The 16228-nt window shown below is 57.3% G+C and carries 17 protein-coding genes and 1 riboswitch; of the genes, 7 read left to right on the forward strand and 10 right to left on the reverse strand.

The genetic code is table 11. From position 1 onward, the window contains the following. Nucleotides 1–4 precede the first annotated feature (4 nt). Nucleotides 5–838, forward strand: a complete 834-nt coding sequence (eutC, locus tag LDN84_RS08890; protein WP_223911351.1) for an ethanolamine ammonia-lyase subunit EutC — start codon at nt 5–7, stop codon at nt 836–838. Nucleotides 839–862: 24 nt separating this feature from the next. Here eutC and LDN84_RS08895 read toward each other — a convergent pair whose 3' ends face one another. Both LDN84_RS08895 and tsaE read right to left on the reverse strand, forming a co-directional pair. Further along, complete coding sequence (locus LDN84_RS08895; RefSeq protein WP_223911354.1) at nt 863–2272, reverse strand: N-acetylmuramoyl-L-alanine amidase; 1410 nt, start codon at nt 2270–2272, stop codon at nt 863–865. Next, nucleotides 2269–2799 (reverse strand): tRNA (adenosine(37)-N6)-threonylcarbamoyltransferase complex ATPase subunit type 1 TsaE, encoded by a 531-nt coding sequence (gene tsaE, locus LDN84_RS08900; protein WP_435405927.1) that lies wholly within the window; start codon nt 2797–2799, stop codon nt 2269–2271. The genes LDN84_RS08895 and tsaE overlap by 4 nt, the downstream gene beginning before the upstream one ends. A 12-nt stretch (nt 2800–2811) precedes the next feature. Between tsaE and queG the strand changes: the two genes are divergently transcribed. The 4 genes from queG to thiD all read left to right on the forward strand — a co-directional run bounded on the left by queG (nt 2812) and on the right by thiD (nt 6433). Further along, entirely contained in the window at nt 2812–3885 is a 1074-nt protein-coding gene (gene queG, locus LDN84_RS08905) for a tRNA epoxyqueuosine(34) reductase QueG (RefSeq protein ID WP_223912880.1), read from the forward strand. Between the two features lie 50 nt (nt 3886–3935). Continuing rightward, nucleotides 3936–4032, forward strand: a riboswitch (TPP riboswitch). A 34-nt stretch (nt 4033–4066) separates the two neighbouring features. Next, nucleotides 4067–4900, forward strand: coding sequence for a hydroxyethylthiazole kinase (gene thiM, locus LDN84_RS08910; protein WP_223911357.1), 834 nt, complete (start codon nt 4067–4069; stop codon nt 4898–4900). Continuing rightward, complete coding sequence (gene thiE / locus LDN84_RS08915; protein ID WP_223911360.1) at nt 4897–5541, forward strand: thiamine phosphate synthase; 645 nt, start codon at nt 4897–4899, stop codon at nt 5539–5541. The genes thiM and thiE overlap by 4 nt, the downstream gene beginning before the upstream one ends. Nucleotides 5542–5593: 52 nt before the next feature. Then, nucleotides 5594–6433, forward strand: coding sequence for a bifunctional hydroxymethylpyrimidine kinase/phosphomethylpyrimidine kinase (gene thiD, locus LDN84_RS08920; RefSeq protein WP_223911363.1), 840 nt, complete (start codon nt 5594–5596; stop codon nt 6431–6433). 84 nt (nt 6434–6517) lie between these two features. Here the strand turns inward: thiD and LDN84_RS08925 are convergent, their stop codons facing one another. From LDN84_RS08925 to LDN84_RS08950, 6 genes are all read right to left on the reverse strand, one after another. Then, a complete protein-coding gene (locus LDN84_RS08925) occupies nt 6518–7669 on the reverse strand; it encodes an ABC transporter substrate-binding protein (RefSeq protein ID WP_223911365.1) in 1152 nt (383 codons plus the stop codon). Between the two features lie 7 nt (nt 7670–7676). After that, on the reverse strand, nt 7677–9410 hold the full coding sequence (locus tag LDN84_RS08930) for a GGDEF domain-containing protein (RefSeq protein WP_223911369.1): 1734 nt from the start codon (nt 9408–9410) through the stop codon (nt 7677–7679). 171 nt (nt 9411–9581) lie between these two features. Further along, nucleotides 9582–10364, reverse strand: coding sequence for a UDP-2,3-diacylglucosamine diphosphatase (locus LDN84_RS08935; RefSeq protein ID WP_223911372.1), 783 nt, complete (start codon nt 10362–10364; stop codon nt 9582–9584). 92 nt (nt 10365–10456) lie between these two features. Continuing rightward, a complete protein-coding gene (locus LDN84_RS08940) occupies nt 10457–11200 on the reverse strand; it encodes an alpha/beta fold hydrolase (protein WP_223911375.1) in 744 nt (247 codons plus the stop codon). Between the two features lie 5 nt (nt 11201–11205). Continuing rightward, nucleotides 11206–12243 carry a M14 family zinc carboxypeptidase gene (locus LDN84_RS08945; protein ID WP_223911378.1) on the reverse strand — a complete coding sequence of 346 codons (1038 nt, stop codon included), beginning with the start codon at nt 12241–12243 and terminating at the stop codon, nt 11206–11208. 223 nt (nt 12244–12466) lie between these two features. Next, nucleotides 12467–13498: a hypothetical protein gene (locus LDN84_RS08950; protein WP_223911381.1), complete on the reverse strand. Its 1032-nt coding sequence runs from the start codon at nt 13496–13498 to the stop codon at nt 12467–12469. Between the two features lie 117 nt (nt 13499–13615). On the opposite strand from LDN84_RS08950, the gene LDN84_RS08955 reads away from it, so the two are divergent. Further along, nucleotides 13616–13993 carry a carboxymuconolactone decarboxylase family protein gene (locus LDN84_RS08955; RefSeq protein WP_223911384.1) on the forward strand — a complete coding sequence of 126 codons (378 nt, stop codon included), beginning with the start codon at nt 13616–13618 and terminating at the stop codon, nt 13991–13993. 329 nt (nt 13994–14322) lie between these two features. On the opposite strand, the gene LDN84_RS23170 is transcribed toward LDN84_RS08955, so the two are convergent. Then, a complete protein-coding gene (locus LDN84_RS23170; protein ID WP_435405928.1) occupies nt 14323–14799 on the reverse strand; it encodes a tyrosine-type recombinase/integrase in 477 nt (158 codons plus the stop codon). Next, entirely contained in the window at nt 14796–14897 is a 102-nt protein-coding gene (locus LDN84_RS23175; RefSeq protein WP_223911387.1) for a phage integrase N-terminal SAM-like domain-containing protein, read from the reverse strand. The genes LDN84_RS23170 and LDN84_RS23175 overlap by 4 nt, the downstream gene beginning before the upstream one ends. 348 nt (nt 14898–15245) lie before the next feature. On the opposite strand from LDN84_RS23175, the gene LDN84_RS08970 reads away from it, so the two are divergent. After that, nucleotides 15246–16190: a DUF5677 domain-containing protein gene (locus tag LDN84_RS08970; RefSeq protein ID WP_223911389.1), complete on the forward strand. Its 945-nt coding sequence runs from the start codon at nt 15246–15248 to the stop codon at nt 16188–16190. Nucleotides 16191–16228 lie beyond the last annotated feature (38 nt).

The raw sequence follows: 16228 nt of genomic DNA on the forward strand, positions 1-16228 counted from the left end.
TGTGATGAACCAACCCACCAACCCCGTCACCGCCAACCCCTGGGCTGCGCTGCGCCAGTTCACCGATGCCCGCATTGCGCTGGGCCGTGCCGGTGTCAGCCTGCCCACCCAGGCCCACCTGGACTTTCAACTGGCCCACGCCCAGGCTCGCGACGCGGTGCACCTGGCGCTGGACGCGGCCACACTGGCGCAGACGCTGGATGCCGCGTTGCCCAACCCCGCCGCACCTTGCCTCACGCTGCACAGCGCCGCCGCCGACCGCAGCGTCTACCTGCAACGCCCGGACTTGGGGCGCAAGCTGGATGAGGCCTCACGCGAGCGCCTGAACGCCTTGCCGCGCCCGGCCAGCGCGTCGCCTTCAGAGCGCCCCTACGACCTGGCTTTGGTGGTGGTCGATGGCTTGTCCGCCCTGGCCATCGAGCAAAACGTCGCGCCTTTTTTGACGCAGCTGCAAGAGCGCATCGCGCCCGAACACTGGTCCATCGCCCCGATCTGCATCGTCGAGCAGGGCCGGGTCGCCATTGGCGACGAGGTGGCCGAGCTGCTGGGTGCCAAAGCCGTGGTGGTGCTGATTGGCGAGCGCCCAGGTTTGAGTTCGCCCGACAGCATGGGCCTGTACCTGACCTGGATGCCCCGTGTGGGTCTGACGGATGTCAGCCGCAACTGCATCTCCAACGTGCGCCCGGCGGGCCTGCGCTATGAAGACGCGGCCTACAAGCTGCACTACCTGCTGGCGCAAGCGCAGCAGAGGCAGTTGTCCGGGGTGGAGCTGAAGGATGAAACCGGGGGCGGGAAGGAACTGCTGGCGGAGTCTCCTCCAAACTTTCTGTTGTCCTGAGTTTTTGGCTCCCGACGCAGCCCCTCATGTGGTTCGGTTGCGCGCCAGTGGCGGGTTTTTGGAGAAATAGCGCTCAATGCCGCGCATCAGCGCATCGGAGAGTTGATCCAGAAAAGCATCGCTGTTGAGCTTGGCTTCTTCTTCCGGGTTGCTGATGAAGGCGGCTTCCACCAACACGCTGGGGATATCGGGTGCTTTCAAGACCGCAAACCCGGCCTGTTCTACCCGTGGTTTATGCAACTTGCCAACCCGGCCAATTTCGCCCAGCATGGCGTTGCCTAGCTGCAGACTGTCTTTGATCTGGGCGGTGGTGCTCATGTCGAGCAGGGCACGTTTGACCTGTGCGTCCTTGGCCTTGACGTTTAATCCGCCAATCTGATCGGCCTGGTTTTCCTTGGCCGCCATCCAGCGCGCTGCCGTGCTGGAGGCACCACTCTGGCTGAGCGCAAACACGCTGGCCCCTTGGGGGTTGGGGGTGAAAAAAGCATCGGCATGCAGGCTGATGAACAGGTCAGCTTGTACCCGGCGCGCTTTGTCCACCCGCACGCTCAGGGGCACAAAAAAGTCGGCATCACGTGTCAGATAAGCACGCATGGCGTTGCCATTGACGGATGTGGCGTTGATGCGTTCACGCATGCGGTGGGCCAGTTTCAGCACCACGTCTTTTTCGCGTGTGCCGCCCGGGCCAACGGCACCGGGGTCTTCACCACCGTGACCGGCATCCAGGGCGATGATGATCAGCCTGTCGGTCGCCGACGGTGTGGGTTCCGACAGATAGGCACCGGGCGATCGTCTTAAGGTTTTTTGCCCTGTATCGCCCGTTCCTGTTTCGCTGCTAGCTACAGTATTTGTAGTTTCTCGGGGTAAGCTGGTGGGGTTGACCGGTCTGCTTGACGGTTGGGCGGGGGGTAGTGTTTGCGTTTTTTGGGCAATCAGGTCACCCAAGAGATCGCTGGGTTGCGCGACAGGTGTATGCACTTCCTTGAGCCGCTCGGCAATCAGGGATTCCAGCGGGTCTGCCACCTGGGTGGGATACAGATCAAACACCAGCCGATGGTGGTAGGCCGCTACCGGCGGCAGGGTGAAGACTTGTGGTGTGATGGTTTGCTTCAAGTCCACCACCAGGCGCACCACGCCAGGGCCAAACTGGCCGACCCGAATGCCGTTGATGGTCGGGTCCGTGGGGCCAACTTTGGCCACCAGTTCTTTCAAAGCCGGATTCAGGTCAATACCACGCACATCCACCGCCAGGCGCGGCGGGTTGGGCACAAAGGTTTGCGTGAAGGTGAGCTGGGTGTCGGATTCGATGGTGACGCGCGAATACTCTGGTGCTGGCCATACCCGCACCGCCAGAATGGTGCCGGCTTGTGCCAGTTGATGTTCGCCTAGCCACAAAACCAAGGTGCCTGACTGCAGCAGTGTGCGGCGCTTCATGTGGCGGTCTCGTTCCAGATGCGTTGGTGCAACCCGCTGAGCAACTGCGCCCCGAGTGGTGTTTGCGCCGTCAATTGCACCTGGCGGGCATCGTCGTCCAGCACCATCAATTGCAGCACCAGATCGGCTTGAGGCACACAGCCAGCGGCCTTGTCCGGCCATTCGGCGATCTTCAGGCCTGGGCTGGCAAAGATGTCACGAAACCCTGCATCCGTCCATTCGCGGGGGTCTGAGAAGCGGTAAAAGTCAAAGTGCCACACGTTTATCCCAGGCAATTCATAAGGTTCCACCACGGCATAGGTGGGGCTTTTCACCCGCCCTTGTACACCCAGAGCGCGCAGCAGATAACGGACCAGCGTGGTTTTGCCCGCACCCAGGTCGCCCTGGAGTTCAATGTAGGCCCGACGCAACTCAGGCAGTGTTGCCAACGCACTGGCAAACTGTTGGCAAGAAGTTTCATGGGGCCAGTTCAGGCTTTTTACAATGGGCAGGTGAACATCAGCACCGGACAAATCAGTGGCAGTCAATGGGTCTCCAGCATTCAGGAATGGGGCAGGGCACTGGGATTTTCTCAAATTGGTGTGGCTGAGGTCGATTTGAGTTCTGCAGAACCCGGATTATCGGCTTGGCTGGCTGCCGGATTTCACGGCGACATGCACTTCATGGCTGCGCATGGCCTCAAGCGCGCACGCCCGGCAGAGCTGGTGCCCGGCACACTCAGTGTCATTACCGCCCGCATGGATTATCTGCCTGGCCAAACATCAGCAGGCTGGCAACGTGTTGAACTTGATCGGCTCAAGCACCCCTCTGAGGCTATCGTGTCGGTGTACGCACGTGGGCGTGACTACCACAAGGTGATGCGCGCACGCTTGCAAAAACTCAGCGACAAAATAGCCGCCGAGTTGGGGCCGATGGGCTACCGCGTGTTCACCGATTCGGCACCGGTACTGGAGGCCGAACTGGCCAGTCGCAGTGGCCAGGGCTGGCGCGGCAAACACACGTTGCTGCTCAGCCGCGAGGCCGGGTCGATGTTTTTTCTGGGTGAGATTTTTGTCGACATGACGCTGCCCGCATCCGAGCCGGTGGCGGCGCACTGTGGCCGCTGCCAGGCCTGTATCGACGTGTGCCCGACCCAGGCCATTGTTGCGCCTTACCGGCTGGATGCGCGGCGTTGCATCTCTTACCTGACGATTGAGCATGCCGGGCCGATTCCGCTAGACCTGCGCCCGCTGATCGGCAATCACATTTACGGCTGTGACGACTGCCAGCTGGTGTGTCCCTGGAACAAGTTTGCTCAAACCAGCCACTTGCCGGACTTTGATGCCCGCCCAGGCCTGGTTGGTCAGTCGCTGGTTCACCTGCTGGCCTGGAGCGAGGACGAGTTTTTGCGCCGCACCGAAGGCAGCCCGATTCGCCGCATCGGCCATGAGCGCTGGCTACGCAACATCGCGGTGGCGTTGGGCAATGCCTTGTGTGCCGTGAATGGCTTGACCAGCCAGACGGAGCAAGACAACCGAGCCGCCTGGCGGGCAGCCTTGCAAAGCCGTGTCGATCACCCAAGTGCGCTGGTGCGCGAGCATGTGGCTTGGGCACTGGCACAGGCTGTGGATTGAGGGCGACGCGGTCTGTGGTCACGCGGCACCCAGACGGGATGCGTCATAATCCGCCGCGCTAGAGGTGCCACCCGGTCGGGTGGCTGAGAAATACTCTTGGAACCTGATCTGGGTCATGCCAGCGTAGGAAAGCATGCACATGGGTGCCTGGCCGTCCCGGATCACCTCAACGGAATCTGACATGGCCAATTTACTGACTCCCACCGATCTTTGGGCCGATGTGCAATCGGTTCGCGCACAACATCCCTTGGTGCACAACATTACCAACTTCGTGGTGATGAACTTCAATGCCAATGTACTGCTGGCCATGGGCGCTGCGCCGGTGATGGCCCACGCGCATGAAGAGGTGGCAGACATGGCCGCCATGGCCCAAGCGCTGGTGCTCAACATTGGCACGCTGGAGCCTTACTGGATTGACAGCATGTGCCAGGCGCTGCAGGTGGCCAGCCAAAGGGGCGTCAAAACCGTGCTTGATCCAGTAGGGGCGGGCGCAACAAGCTATAGAAACAAGAGTATTGAAAAACTTCTGGCGGTGGCCATGCCCAGCGTGATCCGGGGCAATGCCTCGGAAATCATGAGTGTGGCCGGCAGTGCAGCCCAGACCCGTGGTGTGGACAGTGGTGCGGAGGTGGCTGATTCCTTGCATTACGCCCGGGATTTGGCCCGACGCACGGGCGGTGTGGTGTGTGTCAGTGGCCCGGTGGATCATGTGCTGGATGCCCAGGGCCGCCATGCCAGTCTGTCCAATGGTCATGAGTGGATGACACGTATCACTGGCGTGGGCTGCTCGGCCACGGCTCTGATTGGTGCGTTTTGCGCCGTCCAGCCCGATGCCTGGCGCGCCACGCTGGCGGCCATGGCTTATCTGGGCGTGGTGGGTGAGCTTGCCGCATTGGAGGTGCAGGCCCGTGGCCAAGGCGTGGGCAGCATGCAAATGGCGCTGCTGGATCAGTTGCAGTTGCTGGATCAAGCCACCTTTGAGCGCAGCCTGAAGCTGTCGGTGACGGCATCTTGAGCACCTCCCGCCTGGCTCAGCTGCTGCGCCTGTACCTGGTGACCGACCCGCAGGCCTTGCGCGGCCGCACCTTGACCGATGTGGTGTTGCAAGCCGTGCAGGGGGGTGTGACCTGTGTGCAACTGCGCGAAAAAACCGCCAGCACGCGTGACTTTGTGGCCCTGGCTTGTGCGTTGACTGAGGTGCTGAAACCTTTGGGTGTGCCGTTGGTGATCAACGACCGGCTCGACGTGGCGCTGGCTTGTGGTGCGCAAGGTGTCCATTTGGGCCAGTCTGACATGCCGGTGGCACTTGCCAGGCAACTGCTGCCGCCCGAGGTGTTCATCGGCTGGTCGGTCGAAACCCCGGACGATGTGCAACGTGCGGCCCACTTGCCGGTGGACTATCTGGGAGTCAGCCCGGTGTTTGCCACCCCCACCAAAACCGACACGGCCACCCCTTGGGGTCTGGAAGGTTTGTGCCAGGTGCGTGCCATGACCCCTTTGCCATTGGTGGCGATTGGCGGCATTCATCTGGGCAACGCCGCAGAGGTGCTGACGGCTGGGGCCGACGGTCTGGCGGTGGTCAGCGCGATCTGCTCGGCCGACGACCCTTGCCTTGCCGCCCAGGCTTTGCGAACCTGTGTGAATGCCTTTTTGTGAAATTTATAAACGATTCAGGCCTCTAGTGCTTGTCAAATAAGCGTGAGCTGCTATGACTATTGAACTAACTCATCATTATCCCCGGGTGCTCAGCATCGCTGGCTCCGACAGCGGCGGTGGCGCTGGCATCCAGGCTGACCTGAAAACTTTTTCTGCCCTGGGCTGTTTTGGCATGACAGCCATCACCGCGCTCACCGCGCAAAACACCTGCGGCGTGCGGGCCATTCACGCCGTGCCGCCAGAGATGTTGCGCGACCAGATGGACGCGGTGCTGGAAGACATTGGCGCGGATGCGGTCAAGGTGGGCATGTTGCATGCGCCGGACATTGTGCGCACCGTGGCGCAGGCCATTGACCGCCATCAACTGCAACGGGTGGTGTTTGACCCGGTGATGGTGGCCACCAGCGGGGCCAAGTTGATTGACGACCCGGCCATTGCGGTGCTGGTGACCGAGCTGTTTCCACGTGCCACACTGATTACCCCCAATCTGGACGAAGCGGCCCTGTTGGTCGGGCGGCCATTACATACCCCGCAAGACATGGCACTGGCCGCGGCCGAGCTGCTGGCGTGTGGTGCACGCGCGGTGCTGCTTAAAGGCGGGCATCTGGCTGGGGAGGTGGTGACGGACTTGCTGCTGATGCCTGGGCGCGAACCCCTGTGGATGCACGCCCCGCGTATTCACACCGCCAACACCCATGGCACGGGGTGCACGCTGTCCAGCGCCATTGCCGCCTATCTGGCGCTGGGAGCCAGCTTGCCGGATGCGGTGCAACAAGCGCGTGAATTCGTGCGCCAAGCCTTGCAGGCCGGGGCCAGCGTTCAAACCGGGCAGGGCAGCGGTCCCTTGAACCATGGTTTTGCGCCCTTGCCCATGCGGCTGTTCAGAACATGAAACAACCGTGGAAGGCTTCCTGGCTGCAGGAGCCCAGCCCCTGGGCGACGGACTCCTGCATGTCACAAGCCCGCCTTGGTCAACTTACCCAATCAAGCGCCCATCCGGGGTGATCATGCTTTGTGTGACATAGGTGCCGCTGCGGCCTTGGGCGTTGAAGCTCACCCGAAAGCCATTCAAGTCCATGGTTTGGCGCTGCTGAAAAGCCTGCAACGCACTTGAACGGGTGGGTTGCCCATCAATGCGTTTGAGAACCTCAAAGGTGTAGCGCGCGGCAATGTACCCTGCCAGGCTTTGCGGTGTTGGGGGTTCGTCAAACAACCGTGCCAGCGTTTGCCGATAGGCGCGTACCACGCCGATGGATGCATTCACCATAGGCACCACCTGTGTGGCCATGACCGGGGTGGCACGGTTGGCACCCATTTGCATCATGGTTTGCAGGTTGACATCGGCCAGGGCAATGACGTAGCGTTGCTGGGCTTGTTTGCCAATACCCTGCAAAAACTGAACCAGTTCAGGGGTTCCCCCCATGAACAACAGAATCCGGGGCGTGTTCACGGTCAGTGTTTTGCCAATGAGTGCCAGATCCCCTGCGGGTTTGAACGACTGGAGACGGATTTTCAACGAGGAACTTGCGCGTTCAATATCGCCATGGTACTGGGTGTATTCCTGCTCGGACGCATAGATGGCGGCCAGTTCGGCAATACCCATGACAGACAGTGAATTGAAGGCCTTGGCAATTTGTTCCTGGCGTGATGCAAAGATGGGAAAAGTCACCGCGTCACCATCGAATTCCGAGTTTTGCAACCAGGGTGCCACATGGGCGATGTTGAGCCTGGATGGCTTCAGCAATTCGACCAGCTGGCTGGCGATGCGGTCACCCACCGTACCTGACAGTGCCACGCAGTTGGGGAGCTTTCTGACCACCTCCAGGGCATTGTTCAGGCTGCCTGTGCTGGTGTCGGCCTCCAGCACCAGGTGTTCAACGGCATAGCCATTCACACCACCCTGAGCGTTGATTTCCTGCCATGCAGCACGGCAGCCGATCAGGAAATCTTTCGAGACATCTATCTGTGCGGCTGAGTTGTCCACAATCTGGGCCACCACCACGTTGCGTTGGGAGTCCATTTTTTGTTTGGGCTGTGACCAAACGGGGGTGGTGGCGAGGGTTGTCAAACCTGCTGCGCCGCATAAAAGTCGGCGGCGTGTCAAAGTTTTGGAAGGAAAAGGTTTCATTCTTGTTCTAGGTGTTGGGAGTGGTTTGGATGAACAGGCCTTCGCCTGCTGTCTTGGCATCATGCTTGGCCCGCGCTGCGGCTGAGGCCACTTCTTCTGCTGTGGCAAATTCATCACAATGGATCTTGATCGCACCAATGGACAGGGTTGTCAACGGAAAAAATCGGGGCATGCCGTAGCGATCATCGGCATGAATACCGCCGGCCAGGCGGGCCGGTTCGTCAAACAAGGCCACGGCCTGCTCGGCAAATTCAAGAATGATTTGCTCACACTGTGATTGCCAGTTATTACTTTGAAACAGCAGAATAAAGTCATCACCCCCTACGTGGCCAATAAAGTCGCGCTGCGGATTGCAATGTGCCACGGCAATCCGGGCCACCAGGCGGATCATTTCATCACCCCGCCAGTACCCGTACTGGTCATTAAACGGCTTGAAATTGTTCAAATCGGCATAACAGGCCACAAAGTCGCAGCCACTGTGAAGCAGGCGTTCGATGTGCTCACTGATGGGGATATTGCCGGGTAAAAATGTCAGCGGGTTGGCGTGGCGGGCGGCTTCAATGCGGGTTTCGGTCACCGAGCGCACCAACTGTTCACCCGTGCCCAAACCGGCATAACGCCCGTTGTCCGTGACAATAAAACCGTCGGTCAGGTAGCGTTGATCATCAGAAGTCAGGATGCCCACCAAGTCGTCCACGTTGTGGTTGCGCTCGATCAGGCGCGGTGCCATGTTGGCGTGAATCAGGCAGGATTTTTTGCCCCATATCTCGCGGTAATACAGTTTGCTGAACTCGTTCATGAACAGTGAACGGTTGATGATGCCAATGGCACGGGTGCCGTCCAGTACGGCAATCGCATGCAATTTGGGTTGGGCCAAAAATAATTGGGCCAGCTCTTCATTGGTGGTGGATGGTTGGGCGGTGGGCGCATCCAGCACCGCCAGCCGGCTGAGTGCTCCTGCGCTGGAAGCTCTGCGCAACTCAGGGAAAACCGCCACCCGGCGGTCGCGCATGACCTCCAGTGCCTTGGTCTCCGCCTGTTCGTGGGGAATGTGGTTGGGGCGGCCCAGCAAAAAGCCCTGACCGTAAGGGATGCCCAAATCGCGCAGAACCCGCAAATCGTCTTCGGTCTCGATGCCTTCAGCCACCAGGGAAGAGTCAAAGACAGCCGCGATTTGTTGCAAGGCCTGGATGGTTTTGAGTTTGTCGGCGTGCTGGCTGATTTTTTTGGTGAAGTATTTGTCAATCTTCACGTATTCAGGTTTGAGCTGCGACCACAAGCGCAAACTGGAGCGGCCGTCGCCAAAATCGTCCAGGGCCAGCGAAACACCGGCACTGCGGATCTCGGACACCACACGGGCCAATTCATCCATATCCGCCACCCGCTCATATTCGGTGATTTCCAGTACCAGCATGCGTGGCAACACACCATACCCACTGATCATTTTCAGCAAGGTTTCGCGCCCACATTGTTTCAGTACCTGTACCAGGACTCCGGCGCTGATGTTGATGAACAAACGGCCTGATTCATGAAGTTCACCCCATCGGGCGAGTTGTACGGCGATACAGGTGTTTTCAAATTCAAAGTTCAGGTTTTCCTCTGCCGCAGCTTTGAGCAAGATATCCGGGGTGTGAAACGAGCTGGCCTTGGGCCCGCGGATCAAGGCCTCATGGGCATGAATGCCACCATCCGTGAGGGAGATGATCGGTTGGAATACGGCATTGAGTGCGCTGCTGCGCATCAGCCTGGCAAGCGGCCCACGGCCTCGGCGAACCGTGGGGGAATTTAAGCTTGTGGGTATAAAGATGACGTTTGAGTAAGCGGGTTCTGCAAGTTCAGCGCAGGAGTGAGTTGACATAAATGCATGTGTTTTTGAATCCAACGGCTTGCAGCATAAGGAAGTTAAAAGACATCAACATGTCACTTTGATGTCAGTTTGATGACATCTAACGTGTTCACGTGGCAGCCATTGCAGCAACTCCAGCCGACCATCCTCATGCTCAACCAGTGCGGTGCAGTTTTCTACCCAATCACCAGCATTGCAGTACAAAACACTGTCGATGTGGCGTATGGCAGCACGATGGATATGTCCACACACCACACCTTGATGTCCCCGGCGTTTGGCCTCATTCGCTACCGCTACCTCAAAGTCGGTGACGTAGATCATGGCCTTCTTGACTTTGTGTTTCAGGTAGGCTGACAGCGACCAATAGGGCAGACCCAGCTGGGCGCGCCAGTGGTTCAGGTGGCGATTGAGTTTGAGCGTGAACTCGTACAGGTTGTCACCCAGGTAGGCCAGCCATTTGGCACATTGAACAACCCCATCAAAATAGTCGCCATGGGTGACCCATAAACGGCGACCATCCGCGGTGGTATGAATGGCATCCATTACCACGTCCACACCACCGAACTGATGTCCGACAAAGTGGCGGGCAAATTCGTCATGGTTGCCGGGTACAAAAATCACTTGGCAGCCTTTGCGAGCCCGGCGCAACAGCTTTTGCACCACATCGTTGTGTGACTGGGGCCAATACCAGTTTCGGCGCAACTGCCAGCCATCCACGATGTCGCCAACTAGGTACAGGTAGTCGCTGGGGTGCGTTTTCAGGAAATCCAGCAGTGCATCCGCTTGACAACCGGAGGTGCCCAAATGCACATCCGAGATAAAAATGGCGCGGTATCTGGGTTTGTCCAAAATGGCTCCTTGAATGGATTTCAAGGTCGATCATGGCGCTGATTTGTAACGGATTGATGGCAGAGGGATGACGTTTGGGTGACAAACCAATGTCAAGTGGTGAGCCATTGACGGATCTGCGTGACCACCCATGGCCCATCGTCCAGTGGCACATCGTGGCCAGCACCGGGGTGCAGGCGCAGGGCACATTGCCAGTGTGCGGCCAGACGAGTGGAGCAGATGACATTGACCAGGTGATCAGCCTGGCTGGCCAGCAACAAGGTCGGCACTTTGGGCTGGCCTGCAGGGGCACCAAAGCGTGCTGCAGCCAGCAATTGCCGCAACGCGTTGGCAAGTGATACCGGGCGCGCGCAGCGCAAAGCCAGCCACCGGCGCAAGATGCCATCATGCGTTTGGTTGCTGGTCATCCGCAGAATGGCGCTTTCCCATTGCAGGGGGGCCGTTCCGGGGAGCATCAGCTGGAGCAGGATGGCATAGTTGGTGGGTTGCAGTCGCTGGTAAAACGCACCAAAGGGCCGCATGCTGGTGTTGATCAGCACTTGGGCGCTGACTTCTTCCGGGTAGGCATCGGCCCAGTGCACGGCCACCATAGCCCCCAGCGACATGGCCAGCAGATGGTAGGGCGGCGCAAGGCCGCGGGCCGCGAGTTGGGTGCGGCAACTCTCCACCATGTTACGCACATGCGTCGGGCTGCGCTGCCGGTGCAGCGTGCCATTGCCCGGCAAGTCCAGAGTGATCACCTGGCTGCGGGGGATGGCGGCCTCGAACGTGGTGACGAAACTGCCCCAGTGGCCGCTTTCACGGGTGAGTCCGCGTAAAAATACCCAGTGAGCCATCGTTGTCAGTACCAATCTTCAAGTGCTTGGGCGTGTTGTTGGGCACGTGTCTCATGCTTGGGTAGCCAGAGGGGGTGGCCGCAGGCGGCGCGGGACAAAAAGTCCAGCAGCAGCTGGTGCTGGCGCAGCACCCGTTGTTGCCGGTGTTCAATCAAGGGGTTAAAAATACCGTGGCGCGAGAACAATTGGCGCGGGTTCTTTTTGACCCATAACCAGGAGCCCATCTCCAGTGTCAAGGGCAGAAACACGTGGTCGGTTTGTGTACTGGCCTGCTGGTACAAATAGTCCCACAGATCACCATGCGCCAGGTATTGCAGGCTTTGTGGTTCGATGATGTAGCGGTGATGGCTGTGTGACTGTACAAAGATGCTTTTCAGGGCGTGCATTTCTGCCAGGTGCCGGATCGGCGTGCGCGTATGGGCGTAGGGAAACCAAAGACGGTCGGTGCTGCCAAAGCCGGAGTGGCAATCCACACTCAGGCTGAAGAGGCGTGACAGCAATTCGCTGTTGACTACATCACAAACGGCCTGGTTCTCCATTTCCATCGCCTGGTCTTTGGGCCCCCGGTACCAGGGCAATCCCGAGCTGAAGCGCTGCCCGCCCACCATAAAAGGCACGGATTCGCTGGCTTGTATGGGCGCATTACGCATCAGGTCAATGCCTTTGGGGTTGGCGCGTGTGCCCAGGGCCATGCCGCCAGGGTTGACGATGGGCATGAACACCAGCCGTACCGATTCAAGCTGCCGGTGCAGGGTGCTGTCCCATTGCAGACGCATCACCAGGCTTTGCAAGTAGGCAATCACCACGCCTGCGCCAATACGTTCCAGACCATGTACACCACCGAAGTAACCCACTGCTGGCACGTCGGGGGAGGGGTTGCCCAGGGTGATCACATGCACCGGGTAGTGGCCACCCCGCGGCAGGCTCACTTGGCAGGCCACACGTGTTTGCAGCCAGTGGTTGCCCAGCTCCATGATGCGCTCCAGTGCAACCAACTCTGGCAGATGCGGGGCGTTGACTTCAGAGGGACACAAAATTGTCATTAAAAGCAGCTAACGTGGGTGAACTTATTTCTAGAGATTGGAGCTTCACACCATGTGGCACAAAACCGGCTTTATTCGTTGGATGGTCATACCCGCTTGCCTGGTGTGTGGGCTGTGGGAGTTTTTGGCCTTGCAGCGTGCACGCCTGATGAACCGAATCCCTCAAGCCTGAACCCGCCGCGCAATGCGGCAGATCAGGCCTGAAGGCATGCTGCCATTCAACTTATTTGGGGGACTGTTCAACCATCACCGGGTGAATCTGAAACACTTCATTGGAGGTGGGGTCCACCGTCACACGCACCCAGTTCAGCACCGGGCTGCCAAAGGTTTCCAGGCGGGTGAAGTTGGGCAGGACTTTGGCGGGGCTGTAAAGTGGTTTGTCGAGCTTGAAAAAGTGGGTGTCGCCATGCACCATCAGTACCTGGCCCTTGAATTGCTCGGTTTGTTGCACCAGTCGGCTCATGAAATGGCGGTAGCCACTGACACCCGGTGCGGCGCTTTCGTCCATGTCTTCGGTTTCTGGCAAATCAAACCCGGGGTCTCCTTGCACGACCAGCACCAGGCCAACGGCGTTTTGTGCCTTGGCTTGGGCAAATGAGGCTTCCAGCCAGGAGACATTGGCGCTGTCACGCTCAAGGTACTCGGCGTTGGCAGCATCACATTGGGCGGCTTTGCGCACGCTCTTTTTCTCGCACTCTTTGGTATTCAGCACCAGGTTGTTGTTACTGCCGGGCATGTTGATACCCACAAACACCACGCCACCATGGTGAAAACGGGTGTTTTCGACAAACTTCTCACCCGGCTGACCCTGGTGCTCCAGCGGAATTTGGCGTTGTCCCAGGCTTTGGCTGGTGGGGAACATGACACGGCGAATGTGCGCCAAACGCTCCAGTGGGTCCATACCGCCATTGTTCAAACGGTGGCAATCCGTCCACTCATTGTCGCCAGGCACATAGACCACTGGCTGCTTCATGCTGCCAAACATCTTGAGCGCATCGGTATACACCACGTCGGTGCATTGGGAGCTGCCGTCCTTGATGTCGCCGTCATAAATTGAAAAGGCGATCTCAGACTGGTTGATACTGTTGAGCACTGCCGGTAATTTGGAGTCGTCTCCTGCTTTTTTGTAAGGCATGTCACCCCACAGACCGAACGAAAACTTTTCATGGGCAGCAGAGCCACTGGACGGGTTTGTTGCAGCACAGGCCATCAATCCGCAAGTGGCGATCACTGAAGCGACACGTTTGAATACCATCAATTTCTCCAGAACTTAAAGCAGTTGACTTTAAAAAAACGATGTGTCAGTGCAGTGACAAATTTCAAAGTGCCCCTGTGTTGATCGCTATATTCGGAATCATTTGAAAGTGATCCTATGAACGACACACAATTTGAAGCAGGCTTGGCCACACGCAAGCAAGTGATGGGTGAGGATTTTGTCGCCCGTGCATTTGAGTCTGTAACCGACTTCACGGCACCCCTGCAGCAGCACATCACACGGAATGCCTGGGGCGATGTGTGGCAGCGTCCGGGTTTGGACCTGAAAACCCGCAGCCTGGTCACGGTGGCCATGCTGACGGCGCTGGGCAAACAGCATGAACTCAAAGGCCACATCAGGGGCGCGTTGAACAATGGTGCCACGGTGCAGGAAATTCAGGAAGTGTTGCTGCACGCCACCATTTACTGCGGTGTACCCACGGCTGTGGAGGCTTTCCGAAGCGCTGCGGAAGTGGTGGGTACGGTCAATACTTGAGTTGATCCGTTTTCAACTCATGCGTCGCCAAGCGCGAAGCCGCAAGCCGTGTGTCATTGGGAAAGCAGAGTGACTTCACCAAGTAACGGTCAGCACGCCAGCCATAGCGCTTTGGCCAGTACAGCGCCCGCACGTTGAACCCGCTCAGGCCGGTGCATGAAACAGGAGGTGTTGGGCCAGGTTGGCGGCAGGTCAAGGCCTTGCTCTGAAAAAGACTGGGAGGGATGGGGGATTGCAAAAAATCAATATTTATAGCTGCTCACGCAATAAATACAAGGGATACAAGCTCAAAAGGTATAAAACGTAAGGACCCGGCCTACGCCTGATGGCTACAACCCAATCAACACACTGTCCGCCCAAGCCAAGACCGCAGGAGGGATGGCGGGCTCTGACCCATTGCTGTCTTTCACACGGCACAGTCGCGAGTCAAGTACGCAGCGGAAGCCGACATTAAACTCGTCAGTCCAGTGAGCGCATCGAGCGGGCTCTTGGCGCCACCTGCAGCAACTTTCAGTACGTGGTGTGTAGATCTTGGTTGTGCTGTCATCGCCGTGCCCCAAAAGCTCTTGCACAGTCCGAATGTCAGTGCCTAATTGCAGCATGTGCGTTGCAAACGAATGGGGAGGCGTTTGCGCAGAGACCCGAAGATTCAAACCTTCTGCCAATCGTATGCCTGTGCCATAAAGCAGACGAGCCAAATTGCCTTCAACGCCTTCCATCAGCCCGAGCACTGACCGCAGCTCTGGCACCGTCAGAACGACAGAAACACATTTTCGCTCTGGGGGAGGCCAATGGACTGCAGTCATGTCACATCCTGTACGATGACCTGCATGTAGAGAAACAGCATGGCGTTCAGCGCCTGACGTTGGGTGGCAGGAGTGACCTGTTTTTCATTGGCCAGCATCGTGAGGAATGATTCACCTCAGGCATGACCATGTCCTTGGGATGGCGCATGGGGCCATTGCGTCCTTGCCAACAGATGAAAAACCGCGCCCAATAAAGGTAACCCTTTTCGGTTTGAGGGCTATAGTGCTGGTAGCGAATGCGCTCACGGAGCTGGCCAAGCTGCCGAACAGAGCGCAAAACGGGAGTGGCGACTTTGTCAGTATCAATATACCTGTACATATAAATATTTATATCGCCGTAAATCCATGAGAATAAAAACTTATTTTGTGAAAAATGAAACACCTTATCTGACTGGCTACCTTGTTAGCCTGAGTATTTGCTGGATACATATAAGGCGCAAGCAACCATGAATGAAGCTGCTCAGCGTTTCTTCGACGACAGGTGCATTTCCACTGAAATGGCCTTTAATCCGTACATCTTGAGCGCTGCGGAAATCATTGTGCAAGTAGATGACGAAATTAATAGGTCAGCCGAAGAACATATTGAACGACTACAGAATGAGGCAGTCTGGTCTATTCTTCATGATATGTATAAGAAGTGCCATGAATTCGCAGGAGGCACATTAGCTACATTTTTGATCGCACATATTGCCTCAGCGGAAGCCCTCTGTAGAACCACTATTGAATCTGCCGTAAATCTTCATTACGCCAGTTGTGGCGATGACATCGGAAACGTCTTAGCCTACTTTCGCAACTACATCACCACGGAGAGAATTCAGAACAAGGCTTGGCTTAAGAGCGTCGATAATTCCAGTTATCCGTCGGAAGTAAAGGCCCATCATCGGGCACTTATAGAGGATAAGGAAAACAGCCTGGATCTCTACGAGGATGCTCTAAGGAAATCTCTTTCCATAATTAATATAGATTACAACAAGCATCCAGGTTCATGGCCAAGTACTTTTGATCGTTTTTCCAGAATAGGCAAAGAAGTCGATTACAGAACAATTTATACGGCGCTTTGCTCTCAGGCACACAACGACCCCGAAGATATATTGAACAATCTAATGTCACGAATCGTGGAGGTCGACGGTTATGCGGAATCTATTGAGATAGAAAAATACCTGTTCTCTTTGAACATGGTACTAACCAGTATCTACTTCTATGTCGAAGCTTCCGCAATGTACTTGGCAAAGTACAACATACCCGTGACAAAGACTCTTGTTCCGCTGCTAAAGAGAGCAGCCGATTTAGTAGTCGAACTGCAATCCAGCTCCAAGGGACATATTCTGCGTCCTCTCAGAATTGCGTCTACAAGCCTTTTGCAGGGGACCGCAGAAAGCCACGGTCGCTGAAAAGTACATTAAACCTCAGAGGCTCAGCAAGGCTCTAT

Origin of the sequence: Rhodoferax lithotrophicus (assembly GCF_019973615.1) — a bacterium.
Lineage (GTDB): Bacteria > Pseudomonadota > Gammaproteobacteria > Burkholderiales > Burkholderiaceae_C > Rhodoferax > Rhodoferax lithotrophicus.